This window comes from Thermomicrobiales bacterium (genome assembly GCA_037045155.1).
GTDB lineage: Bacteria > Chloroflexota > Chloroflexia > Thermomicrobiales > CFX8 > JAMLIA01.
This window is the reverse complement of record JBAOIG010000005.1, coordinates 1,161,312-1,178,671: the sequence shown is the minus strand read 5'-3', so window position 1 is coordinate 1,178,671 and position 17,360 is coordinate 1,161,312. Positions and strand designations below refer to the sequence as shown.

Genomic DNA, 17,360 nt, shown 5'->3' with positions numbered 1-17,360 from the left:
TCCCTTACGGATCGGGAATCGGGAATCGGGACGATACATCCCTGCCTGGCATGGTGGGCAATCAACGGGTGGGTGACGCCTCACGGCGTGGACAGGCCGGGTCCTGTCCGTACGAACCTTGGCTCCTCGTCCCTCGTCCCCCCGTTCGGCTATCATCTGCGCCGTAGCCGGAGGGAGGCAGCATGCAGACAGCGGATATCGTGGTTGTTGGCGCAGGGGTGAACGGGATGAGCACGGCGTACCACCTGGCGAAGGCGGGGGCCGGCAAGATCGTCGTCGTCGAGCGCGACCATCTGGCGGCCGGCGCGAGCGGCAAGAGCGGCGCGCTGGTGCGGATGCACTACACCAACGAGCCGGAGACACGCCTGGCTCGCGTCAGCCTCGACTACTTCCGCAACTGGAGCGATCTCATCGGTGGAGATTGCGGGTTCCGGCCGATCGGCCTACTCGTCTTCGTCGCTCGCGAGCAGCGCGCCGACCTGGAGGCCAACCTGGCGATGCAGCAGGAGGCCGGCGTCGACACCCGGCTCATCAGCGCTGCCGACGCCCGCGAGCTCGACCCCTCGCTCTATCTCGACGACGTCGATGTCGTCGCCTGGGAGCCGGGCTCTGGCTACGCCGACCCGAACGCGACCGTCTACGGGTTCGCCCGCGCGGCGCAGGCGCTGGGCGTCGAGATCCAGCTGGACACGCCGGTCACCGGCATCCTCAGCGAGGCCGGCCGGGTCACGGGCGTCGAGACGTCACGCGGCACGATCCAGGCGCCCATCGTCGTCGTCGCGGCCGGCGCGTGGACCAACCAGCTGTTCGACCCGCTCGGCATCGACCTCGGCCTGCGGCCGATCCCGGCCCGCGTCGCCGTCTTCCGCTGGGCATACGAGCGCCCGTCCAGCCACATCACCTACATCGACCACATCAACGGCACCTGGGCGCGACCGACCGACGGCAACTGCACGCTCGGCGGCGCAGAGGTGGCGCAGGTGGATCCGATCGACCTCGGCAACATCAGCGAGTCGCTCACCCAGCGGCAGATCGACGCCACCCGTGGCCAGCTGATTCGGCGCTTCCCGACGATGGCGCACAGCACGATGCGGGGCAACTGGGCCGGCGCGCTCTCGATGAGCCCGGACGGCCGGCCCCTGATCGGCCGGCTAGAGCAGCTCGACGGCCTCTACACGATGACCGGCGACAGTGGCACCTGCTTCAAGACCGCCCCCGCGATCGGCCTCTGCCTCAGCGAGCTGATCACCCAGGGCGCCGCCAGCACCGTCGACCTGACGCCCTTCCGCCCATCGCGCGTCGCCGAAGGCCGCCTCTGGCGCGACGAGCACGACTACGACCTCACCCAGCAAACCATCTCGCGGTAAGCGAAGGGACGGGGGAGCGAGAAGCCAAGGTCCGTAGGGACAGGCCTGGGCCTGTCCGCGCCGTGAGGCGCCACCCCCACGCCGACCCATGAACACACCAGACGTGGCCCCACGCTCATTCCCAATTCCCAATCCCTTACGGATCGGGAATCGGGAATCGGGACGATACATCCCTGTCTGGCATGGTGGGCAATTAACGGGTGGGTGACGCCTCACGGCGTGGACAGGCCGGGTCCTGTCCGTACGAATCGTCCCCCTCGGCGATCATCCCCTGGCCCCTCATCCCCCGTCCCGTCGGTCCGGGTCGTTGCGCCACTGGACGTAGGAGTAGGCCACCAGCACGCCCGACCCTCCGAGCGACACGATCAGGATCACCGGCAGCATCAGCGCGGGAGCGAGGAACCCGGCGCCGATCATCGCCAGCCCCATGCCGGAGAAGATCCACCGACCAAGGCGGTGCGTCTTCTCCCACGAGCGCTTGCTCGACAGCGTCCACGGCGTGCGGATGCCGGCGAACCAGTTCGGCTGTATGTTGCCCATCGCCAGCCCGATGACGATGAACAGCACCCCGACGCCGCCCAGCACGACGACCGTCGCATTGATCTTGATCCCCTTGATCCACAGCAACACCAGCGCGTGGATCACCGCCATCAGCGCAATTGTGGCGATACGGATAGCGCCATACGCGCCGGCAAACGAGTCGTAGCTTGCGCGCTTCGGGTCGATCCGCGGGATGAAGTACAGCAGCAGGTAGAGCCCGAGCGTAACCAGCGGCAGCAGCAGCAGCCCCATGAACCTGCCGCCGTAGCCATCCACCTCGCCGGCCGCGTTCCAGTGCGTCGGCACCCGGTCCGGCGTCGATGGCCAGATGATCGCGGTCGAGAGGAACATCCCGGCGATCAGTAGCCACTGTGGCAGCTCCCAACGGAGATCGAGCTTCATCCGTCCCCCCGTCCCTTGTCCCCCGTCCCTACGCCCCCCGCAGCACGTCGCATTATGGCAACACCCGCGGATCAATCGCCAGCACGATCAGGCGCGTCACCTGTAGCGACTGGTCGTTGTCGTCGCTGACCAGCAACAGACTGTGCCGGCCGTCCGCCAGATCCGGGCCGAACGTCATCCCCTCGAAGTTGTCCAGCAGCGGGCTGAACGGCCCGGCCGGCCCCCCGCCGGGCGTCACCGGACACTGGCTCAGGTCGACGAACAGGGTCTTCGTCGCCGGCGTCGCCCCCGCGCCATCCAGCGCGTCGATCTGCGCCACGTCGGTCGCGCCCCCCAGCGTCACGCGGTAGACCTGCGCAGTGAAGCCCGTCTTCAGCGAGAGGCCCCGCTCCAGCGCCAGCAGCGACCCGTCGCCCAGCGCGATCAGCTCCGACAGCCCCTGCCCCGGCTCGGTCAGGTAGGCGTACTCGGCGTCCGGCACGAACGTGTCCCCCTCGCGTCGGTAGCGCAGCAGCCGCACCCGTCCGCGCCCGTCGGCGTCCTCGCCGTCGCCGGCCAGCGGCCGCTCGTTGCCCGTCCAGAGCGTCTGCCCGTCCGCAGAGAGCGCCAGCGACTCGAACGTCTGGTTCAGCGTCCCCTGCCCGTCGGGCGCAACAAGGAAGCGTTGGGGAACCGGGAACGCAGCCAACAGCCGGCCGGCCGAGTCGTAGCGGTTCACCGCCGGCCCCACCTCCGAGGCCACCAGCAGGTCGCCGCCATCCAGAGCCAGCCCCTCGCCGTCGATCGAGTCGGTCGGGTATGGCTCGCCGGCCGCGTCGGTCAGCTGGAACGCCGACTGCGCCTTCGGTGTCCCACCCAGCGGGAACGCGATCCGATAGACGAACCCGTCGCGATCGGAGAGTCCCAGGTAGTCGTCGCCCCCGGCCCAGGCGATCGCCGAGATGTTGCCGACCCGGACGCCATCGACCACCGTCTTGTCCAGCGCATCGGAGAAGCCGAGCAGGTCGATCCCCGGCGCGCACGCCCTGCTGATACTGACCGGAGTCGGAATCGTCGTCGCTGTCGGCAGTGTCTGCATCGTCGGGGTTGCCAGCGTGCCAGCCGCCGTCGGACTGCCCGGGAGCGCCTCGGTCGGCGCCGGCAACGCCGCGGTCGCCGTCACAACAGACGGCGGAGGCGGCTCGTCGGCAGCCCGCTCCGGCCCGCTACAGCCGGCCAGCGCCAGCGTCGCGAGAACCATGCCGGCCACGAACCCGCGCCAGCCCCTCTGTCCACCGATGCCACACTCGTTCATGGCGGATGAGCCTACCAGACGGAGCGCCGCCGGCCACGCCCAGGTCAGTACATCGACCGGAACCCGATCGTCTGGAACCGTATCGGAAGCGGCGGTCGGCTGACCGAGGACAACGCCCGATCTCTGTCGAAGAAGTGATCCGCCCAGCGTAGCCGCGCGTGGTCGACCGCCATCTGCGTCAGCTCGCTCGCCGTCGCAATCCCCCACTCTTCGCCGAGCTCGCCCGGGTACTGCGCGACGACGACGACGATGAGCGGCGCGACGCCCGGCGCGCCCTCGCGTGCCCCAACGAACCCGGCGCTGGCTATCCGCCAGTCGTAGGGGTCATCGTCCGGATACCAGCCGTTCTTGCCGATCCCCAGCCGATCCGCGCCCGGCGTGCTGACCCCCCAGCGATGCTCGCCGGTCACGTTCTCCATCAAGCCCAGCGCCAGCGCCGTGTGATCCGGCGAGAGCAGCTGGCCGCTGCCGAGCAGCGCGTAGAAGCGCGCCCAGTCCGCGCCGGTCGCCGCGATCTGCCCCCAGTCCCACGGGACGCGGATGGTGAACCCGTCGATGCCCGCCTCGCGCAGTGTCTCCTCGACGCCCTCGTCGCCGCCAACCATCTGCCAGAGCACGTTCGGCGCGTCGTTGTCGGAGTAGATGATCATCGGCTCGATCAGCCCGCGCACGTCGTCGAGCGAAAACCGGCCGGCCTCGATCTGACGAAGCGCGACCACCAGCAGCAACGACTTCGACAGGCTGGCCGACCCGATCAGCCCGCCATCCCCGTCGCCATAAAGTCGGCCCGACGCCGGATCGTAGATGCCAACACTCAGCCAGGCATCGACCAGCCGGACAGTCCCCGCCAGGCGGGGATCGAAAGCCGCCAGCGGTTCGACCCGCGTCGTTCTGGGATCGGGGCGCGCCGTCCAGCTCAGCGTCGAGAACGCCACCCAGCCGGTGATGCCGGGCGTCTGCACCAGATAGCGGTCGGAGCGCGGCCCATCGATGACCCGGACGGGTGTCCCGGCGTTCAGCGTCCCGACGACCTCGCCACCGGGGCTCGCCGTCAGGTCCGTCGCGACCCGGAGCGTCGTCATCACCGGCGTCGCCGCATTGAACGCGTCGAGCGTCGAGGCTCCGGTTCGCCGGGCATCGTCGATGCCTAGGTGGCCGAGCTCGACCTCCCAGCCGGTCCCGAGGTTTTCCGGGTGCCACTCGAAGCGGGCGCGCTCGAAGTACTGGACGGTGTAGCCGCCCTCCTCGAACGCCTCGGACAACGGGTAGCCGAAGATCGGCAGGCCGCCCTTGTCACGCCACCAGTCGCGGAATGGCGCGCAGAGCGTATGACCCGTCGGCGCGAAATACTCGCAACCTGCGCCGGCCCCGGCCACCGGCAGGAACTCCGGCTGGTGTTCGCGTCCCGCCGTCAACACAGCGCCAAGGCGCCCGCCGAGGACACGGTAGGGCGTGTCGTCCAGCGCCGGGTGGTATTCCAGCCGGGTCCGTTCGAAGTACTGCGCGACGATCGGCCGGCCGTCTTCCGACAGAGCGGCATACGGCTCGGACACGGGGTAGCCGAACAGCCACAGCCCGCCGTGCGATTCCCAGTACTCGCGGATCGGCCCACCCAGCGTGTGGCTCGTCGGATCGAAGTAGCCGACCCCCGCCGCCTCGGCCGATCGAGACAATTGTGGCGCGAACAGCACCACCACGAGCGCCGTCAGCGCGGCAAGCCTCACCCCACGTTCAAGCATATCCCCGCCCCACCACTGCGATACCCCACCGACGCGGGAGTATAGCCTGTTCCGTCGCGAATTTCAGACCACGAGCAGGCAGTCCAGCGCGACACATCCGTCGCCACGCCCGAGCGCGACCAGTGGGTTGATGTCGATCTCACGCACTTCCGGCAGCTCGGAGAGCAACGTCGAGACCGCGGCGATGGCAGCCGCGACCGCCTCGGTGTCGGCCGGCCTCCCCCCGCGGAACCCCTCCAGGAGCGGTCGCCCGCGCAATGCCGCCAGCATCCGAAGCCCGCCGGCCATGTCGACCGGCGCCAGCCCGTGGACCGCGTCGCGCAGCAGCTCGACCAGCACGCCGCCCATCCCGACGACGACAGCCGGCCCGAATGCCGGATCGTTCGTCCCGCCGACAACCAGCTCGACCCCCTCCGGCGCCATCCGCTCGACCCGCACCCCGCGGATCCCGGCGTCCGGCACGGCGGTCATCACCCGCCTGACGAGAGCCGGGTACGCGACCCGCACCGCGTCGTCGCTATCAAGGCCGACCACAACGCCGCCGGCCTCCGTCTTGTGGTGCAGCCCGTCCGCCTCGATCTTCAGCACGACGGGATACCCTGTCTCACGCGCGATCCCCAGCGCCTCGTCCACCGTCGTCGCGATGCCGCCGGCCGGCGTCGGAATGCCGTAGAGATCCGCGACCGCCTTGCTCACCGTCTCCGACACTCCCCCCGACCCGGCAGGAGGCAGGAGCGCCAGCGCCTTCGCCCGTCGCCGCTCGTCAATCGGGGCAGCCACCGCCGGCGCCGGCCGATCGCGAAGCCACTCGGCATACCGGCCGGCGCTCGCGATCGCATGGATCGCGGTCTGCGTCCCGGCCAGGACCGGGATATCGTAGGCCGCCAGCGCCGCGACCAGCTCGGGCTGGACATCCGGGACGGTGCTGACAACGACGATCGGCGTCGAACCGCTGGCAGCGACGTCGCCAAGCCCCTCCACCATCGGCCACCAGCCATACTCGTCGAGCGAGCCGACGTAGGCCGACGCCTGCCCGACGCTGGCCACGATATCGACGCCCGGGATCGCCGCGAGCGCGGCAATCGTCTCGCGCGACACATCCCGATAGCCCCAGCCGACGGCGGTGATATCGAGTGGGTTCGCCGGCCGCGCGAACGGCGGGAGCAGCGGTGCGATGCGCTCACTCGCCGACGCTGGCAGCTCCGGCAGCGTCAGGCCGGCCGCCGCCGCGATGTCCGAGACGAGGCCACATTCGCCGCCAGAGCTGGCAGTGACACCGAGGCCACGGCCGGCCGGCCGCCGCTTCGCAGCCAGCAGCGCGGCCACCGCCCCCGCCTCATCCAGATCGTTGACCCGGATCACGCCACACTCATCGAACAGCGCATCGGCCAGGTGCGTCGCGCCAGTGAGCGAGCCTGTGTGCGCGACCGCCGCTCGACTTCCCTGCATGGATCGCCCCAGCTTGAGGACGATGATTGGCGTCTCGCGCTCAGCGGCCCTCGCGGCGACCCGCCGGAATGCCGCAACATCCCCGATCGTCTCCATCACCGCGATGACAACCCGAACCTCAGGATCACCAAGGAAGAAGTCGATAACCTCAACAGCATCTACCACCGCCTGGTTGCCGCACGAGACGGCGTGTGAGAGCGGGGGGCAGCAGGTGGACGACATCAGCGACAGGACGATGTTCCCGCTCTGACCGACAACCGCAATGCGCCCCGCCTCTGTCCGCGTGCCGGTGGTGATCCCCCAGAGGGGTGTCCGCCGAACGTAGTTCACGACGCCGAGACAGTTCGGGCCGATCAACGGAAAGCCCGATTCACGACCCAGCGCCGCGATCTCCGCCTGAAGCGAGAGCCCCTCGGCGCCCAGCTCGGCGAATCCTGCGGCGAAGGCGACGGCGCCACCCGCGCCGGTCGCGATCGCGTCACGAACGACACCCGGCGTCGCGCGGGCAGGGACGGCAATCGCGACCGCGTCGACCGCCTCCGGAAGGGAAGCCAGATCGGGCCAGGCCGGCCGGCCGGCAACCTCGCGATAGTTCGGGTTCACCTGGTAGATGCGACCCGGAAAGCCGAAACGCTCGAGGTTCTCGACGGTCCCGAGTCCGTATCCACCCTTCGGCGAGACGCCCACGACTGCGATCGATGCCGGATCGACCAGACGCCGCAAACGATGGCTCTCAACAGCCCGCCCAGGCTCGCCCGATCTGCCCACGACGCAATTCCTCTCCAGCATGCGTAACCACGCGGCGACGACATGAACGAGATCAACAGAGTGAATGTCCGGCGCGGACGGTAGCAACACCATCAAACCACGTCAACCGCCTCGTGACGCCCACCAGGACAGGTTGACGGCGCGCGCGGCGAGTGCAACACTGCGCGTCCTCAAGCCAGCGCTGGTGCTCGCGCATGCGGCATCATGGCGAGAAACCGCCCACTGCAGGTGCGCGCCGGCACTGGCGGTCGTATGTTGGCATCGTATCTGCTGCACGACGGCAGCATCACTCGGTTTCGGGCCGGCCGGCAGTCCGAGAGATTGGGGTGGCGATGGTTCTCTCCGTGAACATCAAGCGGGTATCCCGCCGTCCCGTCGTGGCCAATGCGCGGCGCATTGCGTCGGCGCAGCGATGAGCGACTCGTCGGACCCTTCCCATCCAGACCGCAAGAACACCGGCGATCCGCCACGGAAGCCCACGCGGTACATCCAGCGCGAAGGGACGAAGCCGGGCGACCGGCGCATCCACGTGCTGCGCTCGCCGGAGATACTCGTCCAGGAGGGGGAGCGGACATTCCTTCGCCGGCGTGGCAACCCTCGTCACACGCGGATAGGCGGGTGGCTGCTCCAGACGACATCAGACGACGCCCAGGGGGGAACCCAGCACGAGCACGCCGAGAAGAAGCATCGCTGGTGGAAGGTCATGTGTCTGACCGGGCTCGACTACTTCTCGACCCTCGGCTATCAGCCGGGCATCGCGGCGCTGGCCGCCGGCGCGCTCGCTCCGCTGGCCACGCTCATCCTGGTGATCCTCACGCTGGTTGGCGCCTATCCCATCTACAGCATCGTCGCCGCGCGCAGCCCCCATGGCGAGGGCTCTATCGCAATGCTGGAGCGGCTGCTGGACTGGTGGAAAGGCAAGCTATTCGTCCTGGCGCTGCTCGGCTTCGCGGCAACCGACTTCATCATCACGATCACCCTCTCGTCGGCAGACGCGACCGCTCACGTGCGAGAGAATCCGTTCTGGCCTCGCGCCCTGGCTGGCCACCAGGTGCTCATCACGCTCTTCATGATCACGGTCCTGTGCCTCGTCTTCCTGAAAGGGTTCAAGGAGGCGATAGGCATCGCGGTCATCCTGGTGTTCACCTACCTCGCCCTCAACGTCGTCGTCATCGCCGTCGGACTGGCACATGTGCTGGATCATCCAGTTCTCGTCAGCCACTGGTGGACACGGCTCACAACCGAGCACCCGAACCCGATCATGATGGTAGCCGTCGCGCTGCTTCTATTCCCACGGCTGGCGCTCGGGCTGTCCGGATTCGAGACCGGTGTGGCGGTGATGCCGCTGGTCGAAGGAGATCCGACTGACACCGAAGCTAACCCGGCCGGCCGCATTCGCAACACCCGCAAGCTGCTGAGAACTGCCGCCGTGATCATGAGCTTCTTCCTGATTGCCAGCAGCTTCGCGACGATCGTGCTGATCCCGAAGGCCGAGTTCGAGCCGAATGGCGCAGCCAACGGGCGAGCGCTCGCGTTCCTCGCGCACGAATACCTCGGCAACACCTTCGGAACGATCTATGACATCAGCACGATCCTGATCCTCTGGTTCGCCGGCGCGTCTGCGATGGCCGGCCTCCTCAACCTCGTCCCGCGCTACCTGCCGCGCTACGGCATGGCGCCAGACTGGGCCCGGATGATCCGCCCGCTCGTGATCGTGTTCACTGTCATCGCCTTCGTCGTCACCCTCTGGTTCAACGCCGACGTGGACGCGCAGGGTGGCGCCTACGCGACCGGCGTCCTGGTGCTGATGTCGTCGGCAGCGATCGCCGTATTCCTGTCGATGCTCCGCCACCAGTCCCGGTTCCGGCAGGTCGTCTTCGGGGCGATCATGATCGTCTTCGTTTACACAACCATCGTGAACGTGTTCGAGCGGCCAGACGGCGTCAAGATCGCGTCGTTCTTCATCGGCGCGATTATCGTCACCTCGCTCATCTCGCGGGTCTTTCGCGCTACCGAGCTTCGCGTCAGCGAGGTCGTGCTCGACAACGCGGCCGAACGCATGCTGATCGACGCGGCCGGCCATGGATCGATCCGCCTGATCGCCAACCACCCGGACGCCCGCACGCCACGCTCATACCTGCTGAAGCTGCGCGAACAACGCGCGGACCATCACATCCCCGGCGGCAGCGTCCCGCTGTTCTTCGAGGTCGAGATTGCCGACGCATCCGAATTCGCGCCGACCCTGGTGGTTCACGGCGAACAGATCGGCGACTATCGTGTCCTCCAGGCGCGAGCATCCTCGGTGCCGAACGCCATCGCGGCGTTCTCCCTCTACGCGCGCGACCGCACCGGCACGATCCCGCACATCTACTTTGGCTGGACGGAGGGAAACCCACTCAAGTACCTGGCGCGGTTCATCCTCTTCGGCGAAGGTGACATCGCCCCACTGACGCACGAGATCCTGCGCAAGGCCGAGCCAGACCCCGAGAGCCGCCCAGCAGTCCACGTCGGCTGAGCGACGTCGAGGGCGCCTCGCCAACCCATCAGGCGAGGTGTATCCGACGAGCGAATTGCAGCATCGGGTCGAGCACCGGCGCCACCAGCGAGTACTGCGCTGCGCACAGCGTCGCCACCAACGAGCCCACCACCGCGCCAGCGACGACATCACCCGGGTAGTGTTCGCCGGCGTACACGCGGGCCAGGCCGATCAGCGCCGCCATCGCCAGCAGCAGCCAGCCAACGCGCCGCGCCATCAGGAGCACCGCAACCGCCACCGCAAAGGCGAAGGCGGCGTGATCGCTGGGAAAGGACGGATCCTTCGAAGGCGCCAGCAGCAGCGTCACCGCGTGCGCAGCGAATGGGCGAGGGCGATCCCAGGTCCGAATGATCACCTGATTCACGCCAAGCGCCAGTGTCGCGCTGAAGGTGGCGATGATCACCGCCGACTGGAACCGATCCCGTTGGTCTCGCGCGGCCGGCCAGAACCAGAGCCCGACGAGGATAGCGACCATCAGAAGCGGCCCGTAGTGGCTGATCATCTCGACCATGTCGTCGACAAGGTCATATCGGCCGGCAAGGCCGTTGATCGCGTAGAGCAGCCGGGTATCCATGCTGGGTCCTTTCGACGCGGCACATCGGCCGCGCCTCATCGGCATGCGGCTGACTCAGGGCGTCGCGCCGCGACGGGTGGTGGATCTTATCATCAGCGCCCGACCCGCTCGCCGTAGAACCCTGTCAGGACAGGCGACCTACCGCACCACAATCGTCCCACGCATCCCGGCCCCACGATGGCCGGCCTCGCTGCAATAGAAGTCGAACCTCCCGACCCGCGGGATGAACGTCACCCGAACGGACTGCCCCTTGCCCGCCACCAGTCGCACAGTGCCGGGCTTGAACGACATCTTCGGGCCACCACTGCTCGATCCCATATCGACAACCCCGTCGATAATGTTGATCCCGTCGATCACGAGGTCGTGGTGAGACCGCCCATCGTTCCTGAACTCCAGCACCACCGGAACGCCCGCCTGGAGCAGGAGATCATACGGCTCGAAGTAGACGGTCTGCGCGGTGATCGTGGCCCTCTGGGCCGCCGCGCTGCTCTTCAGCCCGAGCTGCGCCTCAGCCGCGCCGCCGGCCGCCGCAACCGTCGAGATCAGCCCCATCACGATCAGGATGACAAACAGACGAAACCGACGCCACTGATGATCGACCATGCGAGCCTCCCCATCACTGCGCTCCAGATCCCGCCTGCATGCGGGTTACTGACAGGAGCAAATGACTCGATAGTGAGCCGCAGGGCCAGCAACGATCGATCTGAGGTCGTTCGCCTGGCCTCTCGGCTACAAGGGTGCACCCGAACATCAGTCCGATCCGGACTGGAACGTTGCGTGGCCAACGATTAGCGCGGTCTACGATCGATTCAACAAACGGATTCTCGAGCGGTGAGCGCAGTCTATCATGCGCGTCTCTGCAACGTAGCAGCACGACGCTGCGGGTGTTGCTGGCATACCATCAACACAGGGATCTACCCGCCTCCTTGCGGATCGAGCCAATCTCGGCTGAATGGCTGGCGCGCAGGCGCGGTGGTGCTGGCTCAGTCAGGGTTTCCCGACAGCGCCTCTTTCCAGCGTGGCGAGATCGCCGGGCAGGCGGCCAGCGCGGCCCGCGTGACCGGATCCGCCTCGCGACCGTAGATGATGTCGTTGGCGCGCAGGATGGTCCAGTCGGGGTAGGGGCGCGCGAGCCTGATGAGCTCCTGGCCAGCTTCGACATTGCCCTCGCGAAGCACCCGGACGTACCAGCCGCCGAGCCCTTTGCGCACGACCTCCTGGGCCAGGCCGGCGACACCGTTGCGGCGCGAGAGCTTCCAGCACGGCTGCCGTGGCTGCGACACCTCCAGGAGCGTCTCGCCGAGCTCGTAGCGATCGCCGATGCAGACGTCCGCCTCGGTCAGACCCTCGACCGTCAGATTCTCGCCGAAGTCGCCGAACACGAGGTCCGGCCGGCCGAGTTCCTCGCGCCAGGCCGGATAGTGGCTCGCCGCGTAGAGCAGGACAGCCTGATGGAGGCCACCGTGGTAGACCAGGTCGGCCTGCCCATCCCCCTCCGGCCCGGTAACCGTGAGCCGGACCGGCCCCTGAACGGTGTCCTTATAGATCCCGCTGATCCACTGAGCATCGAGTTGATCGATACCGCTCTCATCGACCATCGTCCTTGGCATGCCGACCTGAATCGACAGCACGACCGGATGCGTCACTTCGTCCCTCCCATGCCTGATCCCTTCGGGGCCGACACCATCGTATCAGCACTCTGAGATCGCACCGGGCAGTGGAATCCGGACGCATCCTCCAGTTGCCGCTATCGAATCAAAATCGTCGTGCCGTCGCTGTCGCCATCCGGGTCGCGGTTCGCGGTTGCGTCGTAGGTCAACGTCGCATGCGTCACCGAATCGACTGTGAAGCTCGCGCTCGCAGTGCCCGATGGCAGCGTGCCGGACGAGATCGTGCAGACGCCGGCAGTGCCGGTCACACACGACATGCGTTTCGACCAGGTTCCCTGCCGGAACGTCCCGTTCACCGTGGCGCTAGCGACGCCGCTGCCGTCGCCGGCCTCCACCCGGACGCTGACGGTCGCGCTCGTCCAGAACCAGAACCGGGCGTAGCTGCCATCGAGGTCACCAATGTGCATCGTTGCCGCCAGGGCAGCCACATCGACCGTCTTGCTGGATTGCGCAGTCGCTCCCTGGTTGTCGGTCACTGTCAGTGTGACGGTGTAGCTTCCCGAGCCGGAATATGTATGGCTGGTCGTCGATCCGGAGCCGCTGCCACCGTCACCAAACAGCCACGCATACCCCACGATCGTGCCGTCGGGATCCAGAGATCCGCTCGCGTCAAACGCACACGAGAGGCCGCTGCAGGCCGCGGTAAACAGAGCCTGGGGCGGTGCGTTGAGATTCTTGACATTGATGGTGATGGCGGCGCTCGTCGTCGACTGGCCGGCGCTGTCCGTCGCTATCGCCGTCAGCGTGCGCGCGCCATCTCCGACACTGCTGGAATCCCAGGTGACCGCCCAGCCGTCTCCGCCGTTCGTATCGACGCCAATCGACGCGCCATCGACCAGGAATTCGACGCGGGCCACGCCGATGTCGTCGCTAGCTGTCGCCACGACGCTGACGAGGCCGGCGACCGTCGTCGTCGCCCCCGGGCTGGTGATCGCGACGGTCGGCGGGTTGTCGACTGCGACCGACTGAGTGACGGTCGCGGAGTTGAGATTGAACAGATAGCCGGGGTTGGTCCCGCTGTATCCGAAGACGAGCTTCAGTGTGTGGGATCCGGCCGGCAGAGGCACTGGCCCGCTGGTGGCGTTCCCCCAGGCCTGCCAGCCGCCGGTGCTTGAGATCGCGATCGGCCCGGACACGTCGGCGTCGTCAATCAGCACCCGGATCGTCGCGTTCGAGTTCGGCGTCGCCAGGCGGAACGAGAATGCGTAGTTGCCTGCCCCGGCGATCGCCACTGGGTACGACAACCACTCGCCAGACTCAATCCAGCCGACGCTGTAGCAGCCGGCTCCGTCCGAGCAGGACTCCTTGTCGACGTCATCGTTCCAGTAGGCGCCGCCTACGTTGCCAGAGGAGTTGTCGTAGTACGAGGTGTAGTCCTCTGCCTGGAACGTGCCGGGCAGGGCTACTGGTCGAGCAATCCGGACGTTGACGGGAGTAGTGACTGTGCTCACGTTCGTCGCGTTAGTCGCGCGGGCGCGGATCGAGTGGGGCCCGTTTGCCAAGCCGCTGAGATCCCAGCTCCACCCATATCGGGAGGTAGATGCGTTCCAGGCAGCCGCGTTCCATGAGCCACCGTCGACGCTAATCGCCACGCCCAGCGACCCAGGCGCGGCCGCCGCGTCATTCGCCAGAACCTCGACGAAGAGCGCGGCGCTCACGTCAGTGACGAGGACACCGTTCGCCGGGCTGGCAATCGAGACAGTCGGCCCATTGGCCGGCTGGTCACATTGCCCGCCAACCGCTTTGCAGGCGTTGATTCTTCCGTTCGCCCACCGGCTACCGGTCCCGGTGATGCGATCGGCGGTGGATTCCAGCCGGCTACGCACGCTGCTGTTGCTGGTCCCGTAACCAGTGGACCAGAGCAGGCCGGCCAGACCGGATACAAACGGCGCGGCCATCGACGTGCCGCTCATCGTGCCGTAGGTGCTGTTCATCGTCGTCGAGAGAATGTTCTCGCCCGGCGCGGCAACATCAACCCAGCTGCCGTAGTTCGAGAAGCTCGACCGCTGGTCGCTGCTATTCGTCGCGGCCACGGCGATGGTATTGCTGTAGTAGGCAGGGTAGAACGCCGACGAGGTGTTGCTATTGCCGGCTGCCGCGACAACGACGACCCCCTTGCTCCAGGCGTTGTTGATCGATGATTGCAGCGCGTAGGAGCCGACTGTCCCGCCGAGGCTGAGGTTGATCACCTTGGCCCCGTTGTCGAGCGCCCAGTTGATTCCGGCAGCGATGTTCGCCCAGGAGCCGCTGCCGTCATCGCCCAGCACCTTGACGTTGTAGAGCACACAGTTCGGACACGTCCCGGCGACGCCGATGCTGTTGCCGGTTGTCGCGGCAACAATCCCCGCGACATGGGTGCCATGTCCGAAGCGATCCTCGGCGGTCGGGCTGCTGGTGAAGTTCACCGACTTCACCACTTTGCCCGACAGGTCGGCGTGCGCCGAGTCGATGCCCGTGTCGACGATAGCGATCGCGACGCTCGGGCTGCCCTGCGTGACATCCCAGGCTTCAAACGCGTCGATATCCGCATCGACCTTCCCGCCGGTCTGGCCCGTGTTCTGATACTGCCACTGATCGCCGACGCGGGGATCATTCGGCATCGCGACTGCGTGATAGATCCCGTTCAGCTCAGCGAACTCGACGTTCGAGTTGCGGCGATACAGCGCCAGCCGGGAGGTCTCGAGACCACGCGGCACCGCCACCACCTGGACATCGCCGCCACGGACAGTCCGCTCGACGCGACCGCCTGACGTTCGATGTGCATCGGCAATGTCGGCGGTTCGAGTCCCTGTCCGAAACTTGACCAGGAGTTCGCCGGGAACGAAATCTCCGCCCGAGTCGGTTGCCGCGCTGGCCGGCATGGGAGCGAGGAGAACCCCCAACGAGAACAGGAGGAAGAACACCAACAGGATTCGACGCAGCATCTGGCTGTCCTGACGCTATGGAGGATGGATGCTCGCGCGACGCGGCAGTTTCGCGACGTGGGGGCGATCCCTCCGGAACGGCACGGGCCGCGCACCACGACGACGAACCCATTGTGTAGAGGACTCCGGCGTCGTTCGATGAATGGTTCAGAAGTGCGCGGACATCCACTGCATCATAGTGGCGACTGCCCGGTTTGAATAGTGCCTCGCGGCACGATCCGTTGTTGCCGCCGGTGTCCTAGCTATCTCGGTCGTCGAACACGAGAAGCGCGCCGAGCGACCTGCGTGGACGGCGCTTCGGATCCGCCGCGGCGTGGCCGAGCGCGAGGAGCGCCTGCGGCTCGATCGCCGGATCCAGCCCCAGCGACGCGACGACAATCTCTGGACAGAACAGCGGCGCGCACATCCACCCTGCGTCGATGCCGTTCGCATGGGCTGCCAGCAGCATGTTCTGAACGCACGCCCCAAGGCTCTGGATCGCCATCGTGCGCTCGGCAGCCGCGCGCGCAGGATCCGGATAGTGGTCGAGATCGCGAGTATCGAGGGACACGAGGATCAAGACAGGCGCCTCGGTCAGCCGTCGCCGCGACCCGGCCAGCCGGCCGAGTATGACCTCTTCCGACTCACCGTCCATCGCCAGATTGTGCCGCCAGCTCGCAGCCATCGCGTCGGCCAGTTGCGCGCGGGTTTCCACGGCGCGCAGCACAGCGAACCGCCACGGCTGCGTGCCGTGCGGCGAAGGAGCCCAGAGCCCGGCCTCCAACACCCGATCAACCAGCTCATCCGGCAACGGATCGGGCCGGAACCGCCGCACCGACCGGCGGCCGCGGATCACCGTGCCGAACGCTTCCAACGCGTCGTCTGCCAACGGCTGTCGTTCAGCGGGTGTCGGGGCTGGGATCATCTCGGCTTCCTTCGGCATCAGTCGCCCTCTGGCACTTCATCGCGTGGACACCCGGCGCGCAGGGGCCGGCCGGTCTTCATATCGGCCTACGGCTGTCCGACGAGCGAGTTCGTGAATGCGGCTGAGACATCCACCGAACCATCCAGCAGGCCGTGCCCGGTCAGAAAGTCGGCCATGCTTTGCCATGCCGCCGGGTCGGTCGATCCGGGTGGGGTCGCCTGCTTCCAGAGCGGTAGCGACGCGTCGAGCACTGCCCTGGCGTCAGCGACCTGCTGGGCGTCGATCAGCGTCGGCACGTACTTCTTCGTGATCTCCAGCGCCTCGTCCGGATGGTCGATCGTGTACTGAACGCCCTCCAGCGTCGCAGCAACGGTTGCCCTCGCCATCTCGGTGTTGTCCTGAAGTGTCTTCCCGGTGATGATCAGTCCGTTCGAGACAAGTGGCTGGACATCGGCGACAGGGAAGACCCGTGTCTCCATGCCTCCCTTTCGCAACTGCAGCGGCTCGTTGTTGACATAACCCATGACAGCATCGACATGCCCGGCCAGCAGCGCCGCTGCCTGGGTGAAGCCAACGCTCTCGGTCTGGATATCCTTCTCGGTCAGGCCGGCGCTCGCCAGTAGCGCCAGCAGGCCGATGTAATTCGCGCCGTACGGCCCGGGGATCCCGACCTTCTTGCCCTTGATATCGGCGACCGACTGGATGGCTGAATCGGCCGGCACGATCAGACCAACCGGGTAGCGCGTGAATACCTCGCCGACGTAGACGATCTCGGCGCCCTTGGCCCTCGCGGCGAGCACTTCATCTCCGCCCGCCATCATGACGTTCTCCTGGCCGGCGATCAGCGGCCCGAACAAGTCAGCGCCGGCCTGATGGTGGTTGAGCTTGACGTTCAGTCCGCGCTGGGCAAAGAAGCCCTTCTCGATCGCAACGTAGAACGGGGCGAACTGGATATTCGGCACGAAGCTGAGACCGATCGTGACGTTGGTCGTCTTTCCGGCAGCCGTTGCCGGTGAGCCCGCGCTCTCCGGCGAGGCGGTCGTCCCCGCCCCGGTCGCTGTTGTGGGCGTGCCGCTGTTGCCCCCGCATGCCGCAAGCAGCGGCATGAGCGCCACGAACATGACGAGCATCGCCAACGCTGGCCGGCGAGATCGTGACGACTGCCAGGTCGATACGAGCATCCGCATTCTGTG

At 67.1% G+C, this 17,360-nt stretch carries 12 protein-coding genes; 2 read left to right on the top strand and 10 right to left on the bottom strand.

Going from position 1 to position 17,360, the window contains the following annotated elements; genetic code table 11:
- Nucleotides 1-182 precede the first annotated feature (182 nt).
- Entirely contained in the window at nt 183-1,367 is a 1,185-nt protein-coding gene (locus tag V9F06_15425; GenBank protein MEI2619000.1) for an FAD-binding oxidoreductase, read from the top strand.
- 279 nt (nt 1,368-1,646) lie between these two features.
- On the opposite strand, the gene V9F06_15420 is transcribed toward V9F06_15425, so the two are convergent.
- The 4 genes from V9F06_15420 to V9F06_15405 all read right to left on the bottom strand — a co-directional run bounded on the left by V9F06_15420 (nt 1,647) and on the right by V9F06_15405 (nt 7,559).
- On the bottom strand, nt 1,647-2,309 hold the full coding sequence (locus tag V9F06_15420) for a DUF1648 domain-containing protein (protein MEI2618999.1): 663 nt from the start codon (nt 2,307-2,309) through the stop codon (nt 1,647-1,649).
- Nucleotides 2,310-2,361: 52 nt separating this feature from the next.
- Nucleotides 2,362-3,603: an esterase-like activity of phytase family protein gene (locus tag V9F06_15415; GenBank protein ID MEI2618998.1), complete on the bottom strand. Its 1,242-nt coding sequence runs from the start codon at nt 3,601-3,603 to the stop codon at nt 2,362-2,364.
- A 44-nt stretch (nt 3,604-3,647) separates the two neighbouring features.
- Complete coding sequence (locus V9F06_15410) at nt 3,648-5,342, bottom strand: serine hydrolase (protein ID MEI2618997.1); 1,695 nt, start codon at nt 5,340-5,342, stop codon at nt 3,648-3,650.
- A gap of 63 nt (nt 5,343-5,405) precedes the next feature.
- Complete coding sequence (locus V9F06_15405; GenBank protein ID MEI2618996.1) at nt 5,406-7,559, bottom strand: acetate--CoA ligase family protein; 2,154 nt, start codon at nt 7,557-7,559, stop codon at nt 5,406-5,408.
- Nucleotides 7,560-7,971: 412 nt separating this feature from the next.
- Between V9F06_15405 and V9F06_15400 the strand changes: the two genes are divergently transcribed.
- On the top strand, nt 7,972-10,074 hold the full coding sequence (locus tag V9F06_15400; protein ID MEI2618995.1) for a hypothetical protein: 2,103 nt from the start codon (nt 7,972-7,974) through the stop codon (nt 10,072-10,074).
- Nucleotides 10,075-10,102: 28 nt separating this feature from the next.
- Here V9F06_15400 and V9F06_15395 read toward each other — a convergent pair whose 3' ends face one another.
- From V9F06_15395 to V9F06_15370, 6 genes are all read right to left on the bottom strand, one after another.
- Complete coding sequence (locus V9F06_15395) at nt 10,103-10,669, bottom strand: phosphatase PAP2 family protein (protein MEI2618994.1); 567 nt, start codon at nt 10,667-10,669, stop codon at nt 10,103-10,105.
- Nucleotides 10,670-10,807: 138 nt separating this feature from the next.
- Nucleotides 10,808-11,272 carry a plastocyanin/azurin family copper-binding protein gene (locus V9F06_15390; protein ID MEI2618993.1) on the bottom strand — a complete coding sequence of 155 codons (465 nt, stop codon included), beginning with the start codon at nt 11,270-11,272 and terminating at the stop codon, nt 10,808-10,810.
- A 380-nt stretch (nt 11,273-11,652) separates the two neighbouring features.
- Complete coding sequence (locus V9F06_15385; GenBank protein ID MEI2618992.1) at nt 11,653-12,315, bottom strand: MOSC domain-containing protein; 663 nt, start codon at nt 12,313-12,315, stop codon at nt 11,653-11,655.
- 101 nt (nt 12,316-12,416) lie between these two features.
- Complete coding sequence (locus tag V9F06_15380) at nt 12,417-15,263, bottom strand: S8 family serine peptidase (GenBank protein MEI2618991.1); 2,847 nt, start codon at nt 15,261-15,263, stop codon at nt 12,417-12,419.
- Between the two features lie 238 nt (nt 15,264-15,501).
- Complete coding sequence (locus tag V9F06_15375; protein ID MEI2618990.1) at nt 15,502-16,167, bottom strand: nitroreductase family protein; 666 nt, start codon at nt 16,165-16,167, stop codon at nt 15,502-15,504.
- A gap of 86 nt (nt 16,168-16,253) precedes the next feature.
- The gene (locus V9F06_15370; GenBank protein MEI2618989.1) at nt 16,254-17,354 is read right to left on the bottom strand and encodes an ABC transporter substrate-binding protein; all 1,101 of its coding nucleotides are present in this window, start codon (nt 17,352-17,354) and stop codon (nt 16,254-16,256) included.
- Nucleotides 17,355-17,360: the final 6 nt, after the last annotated feature.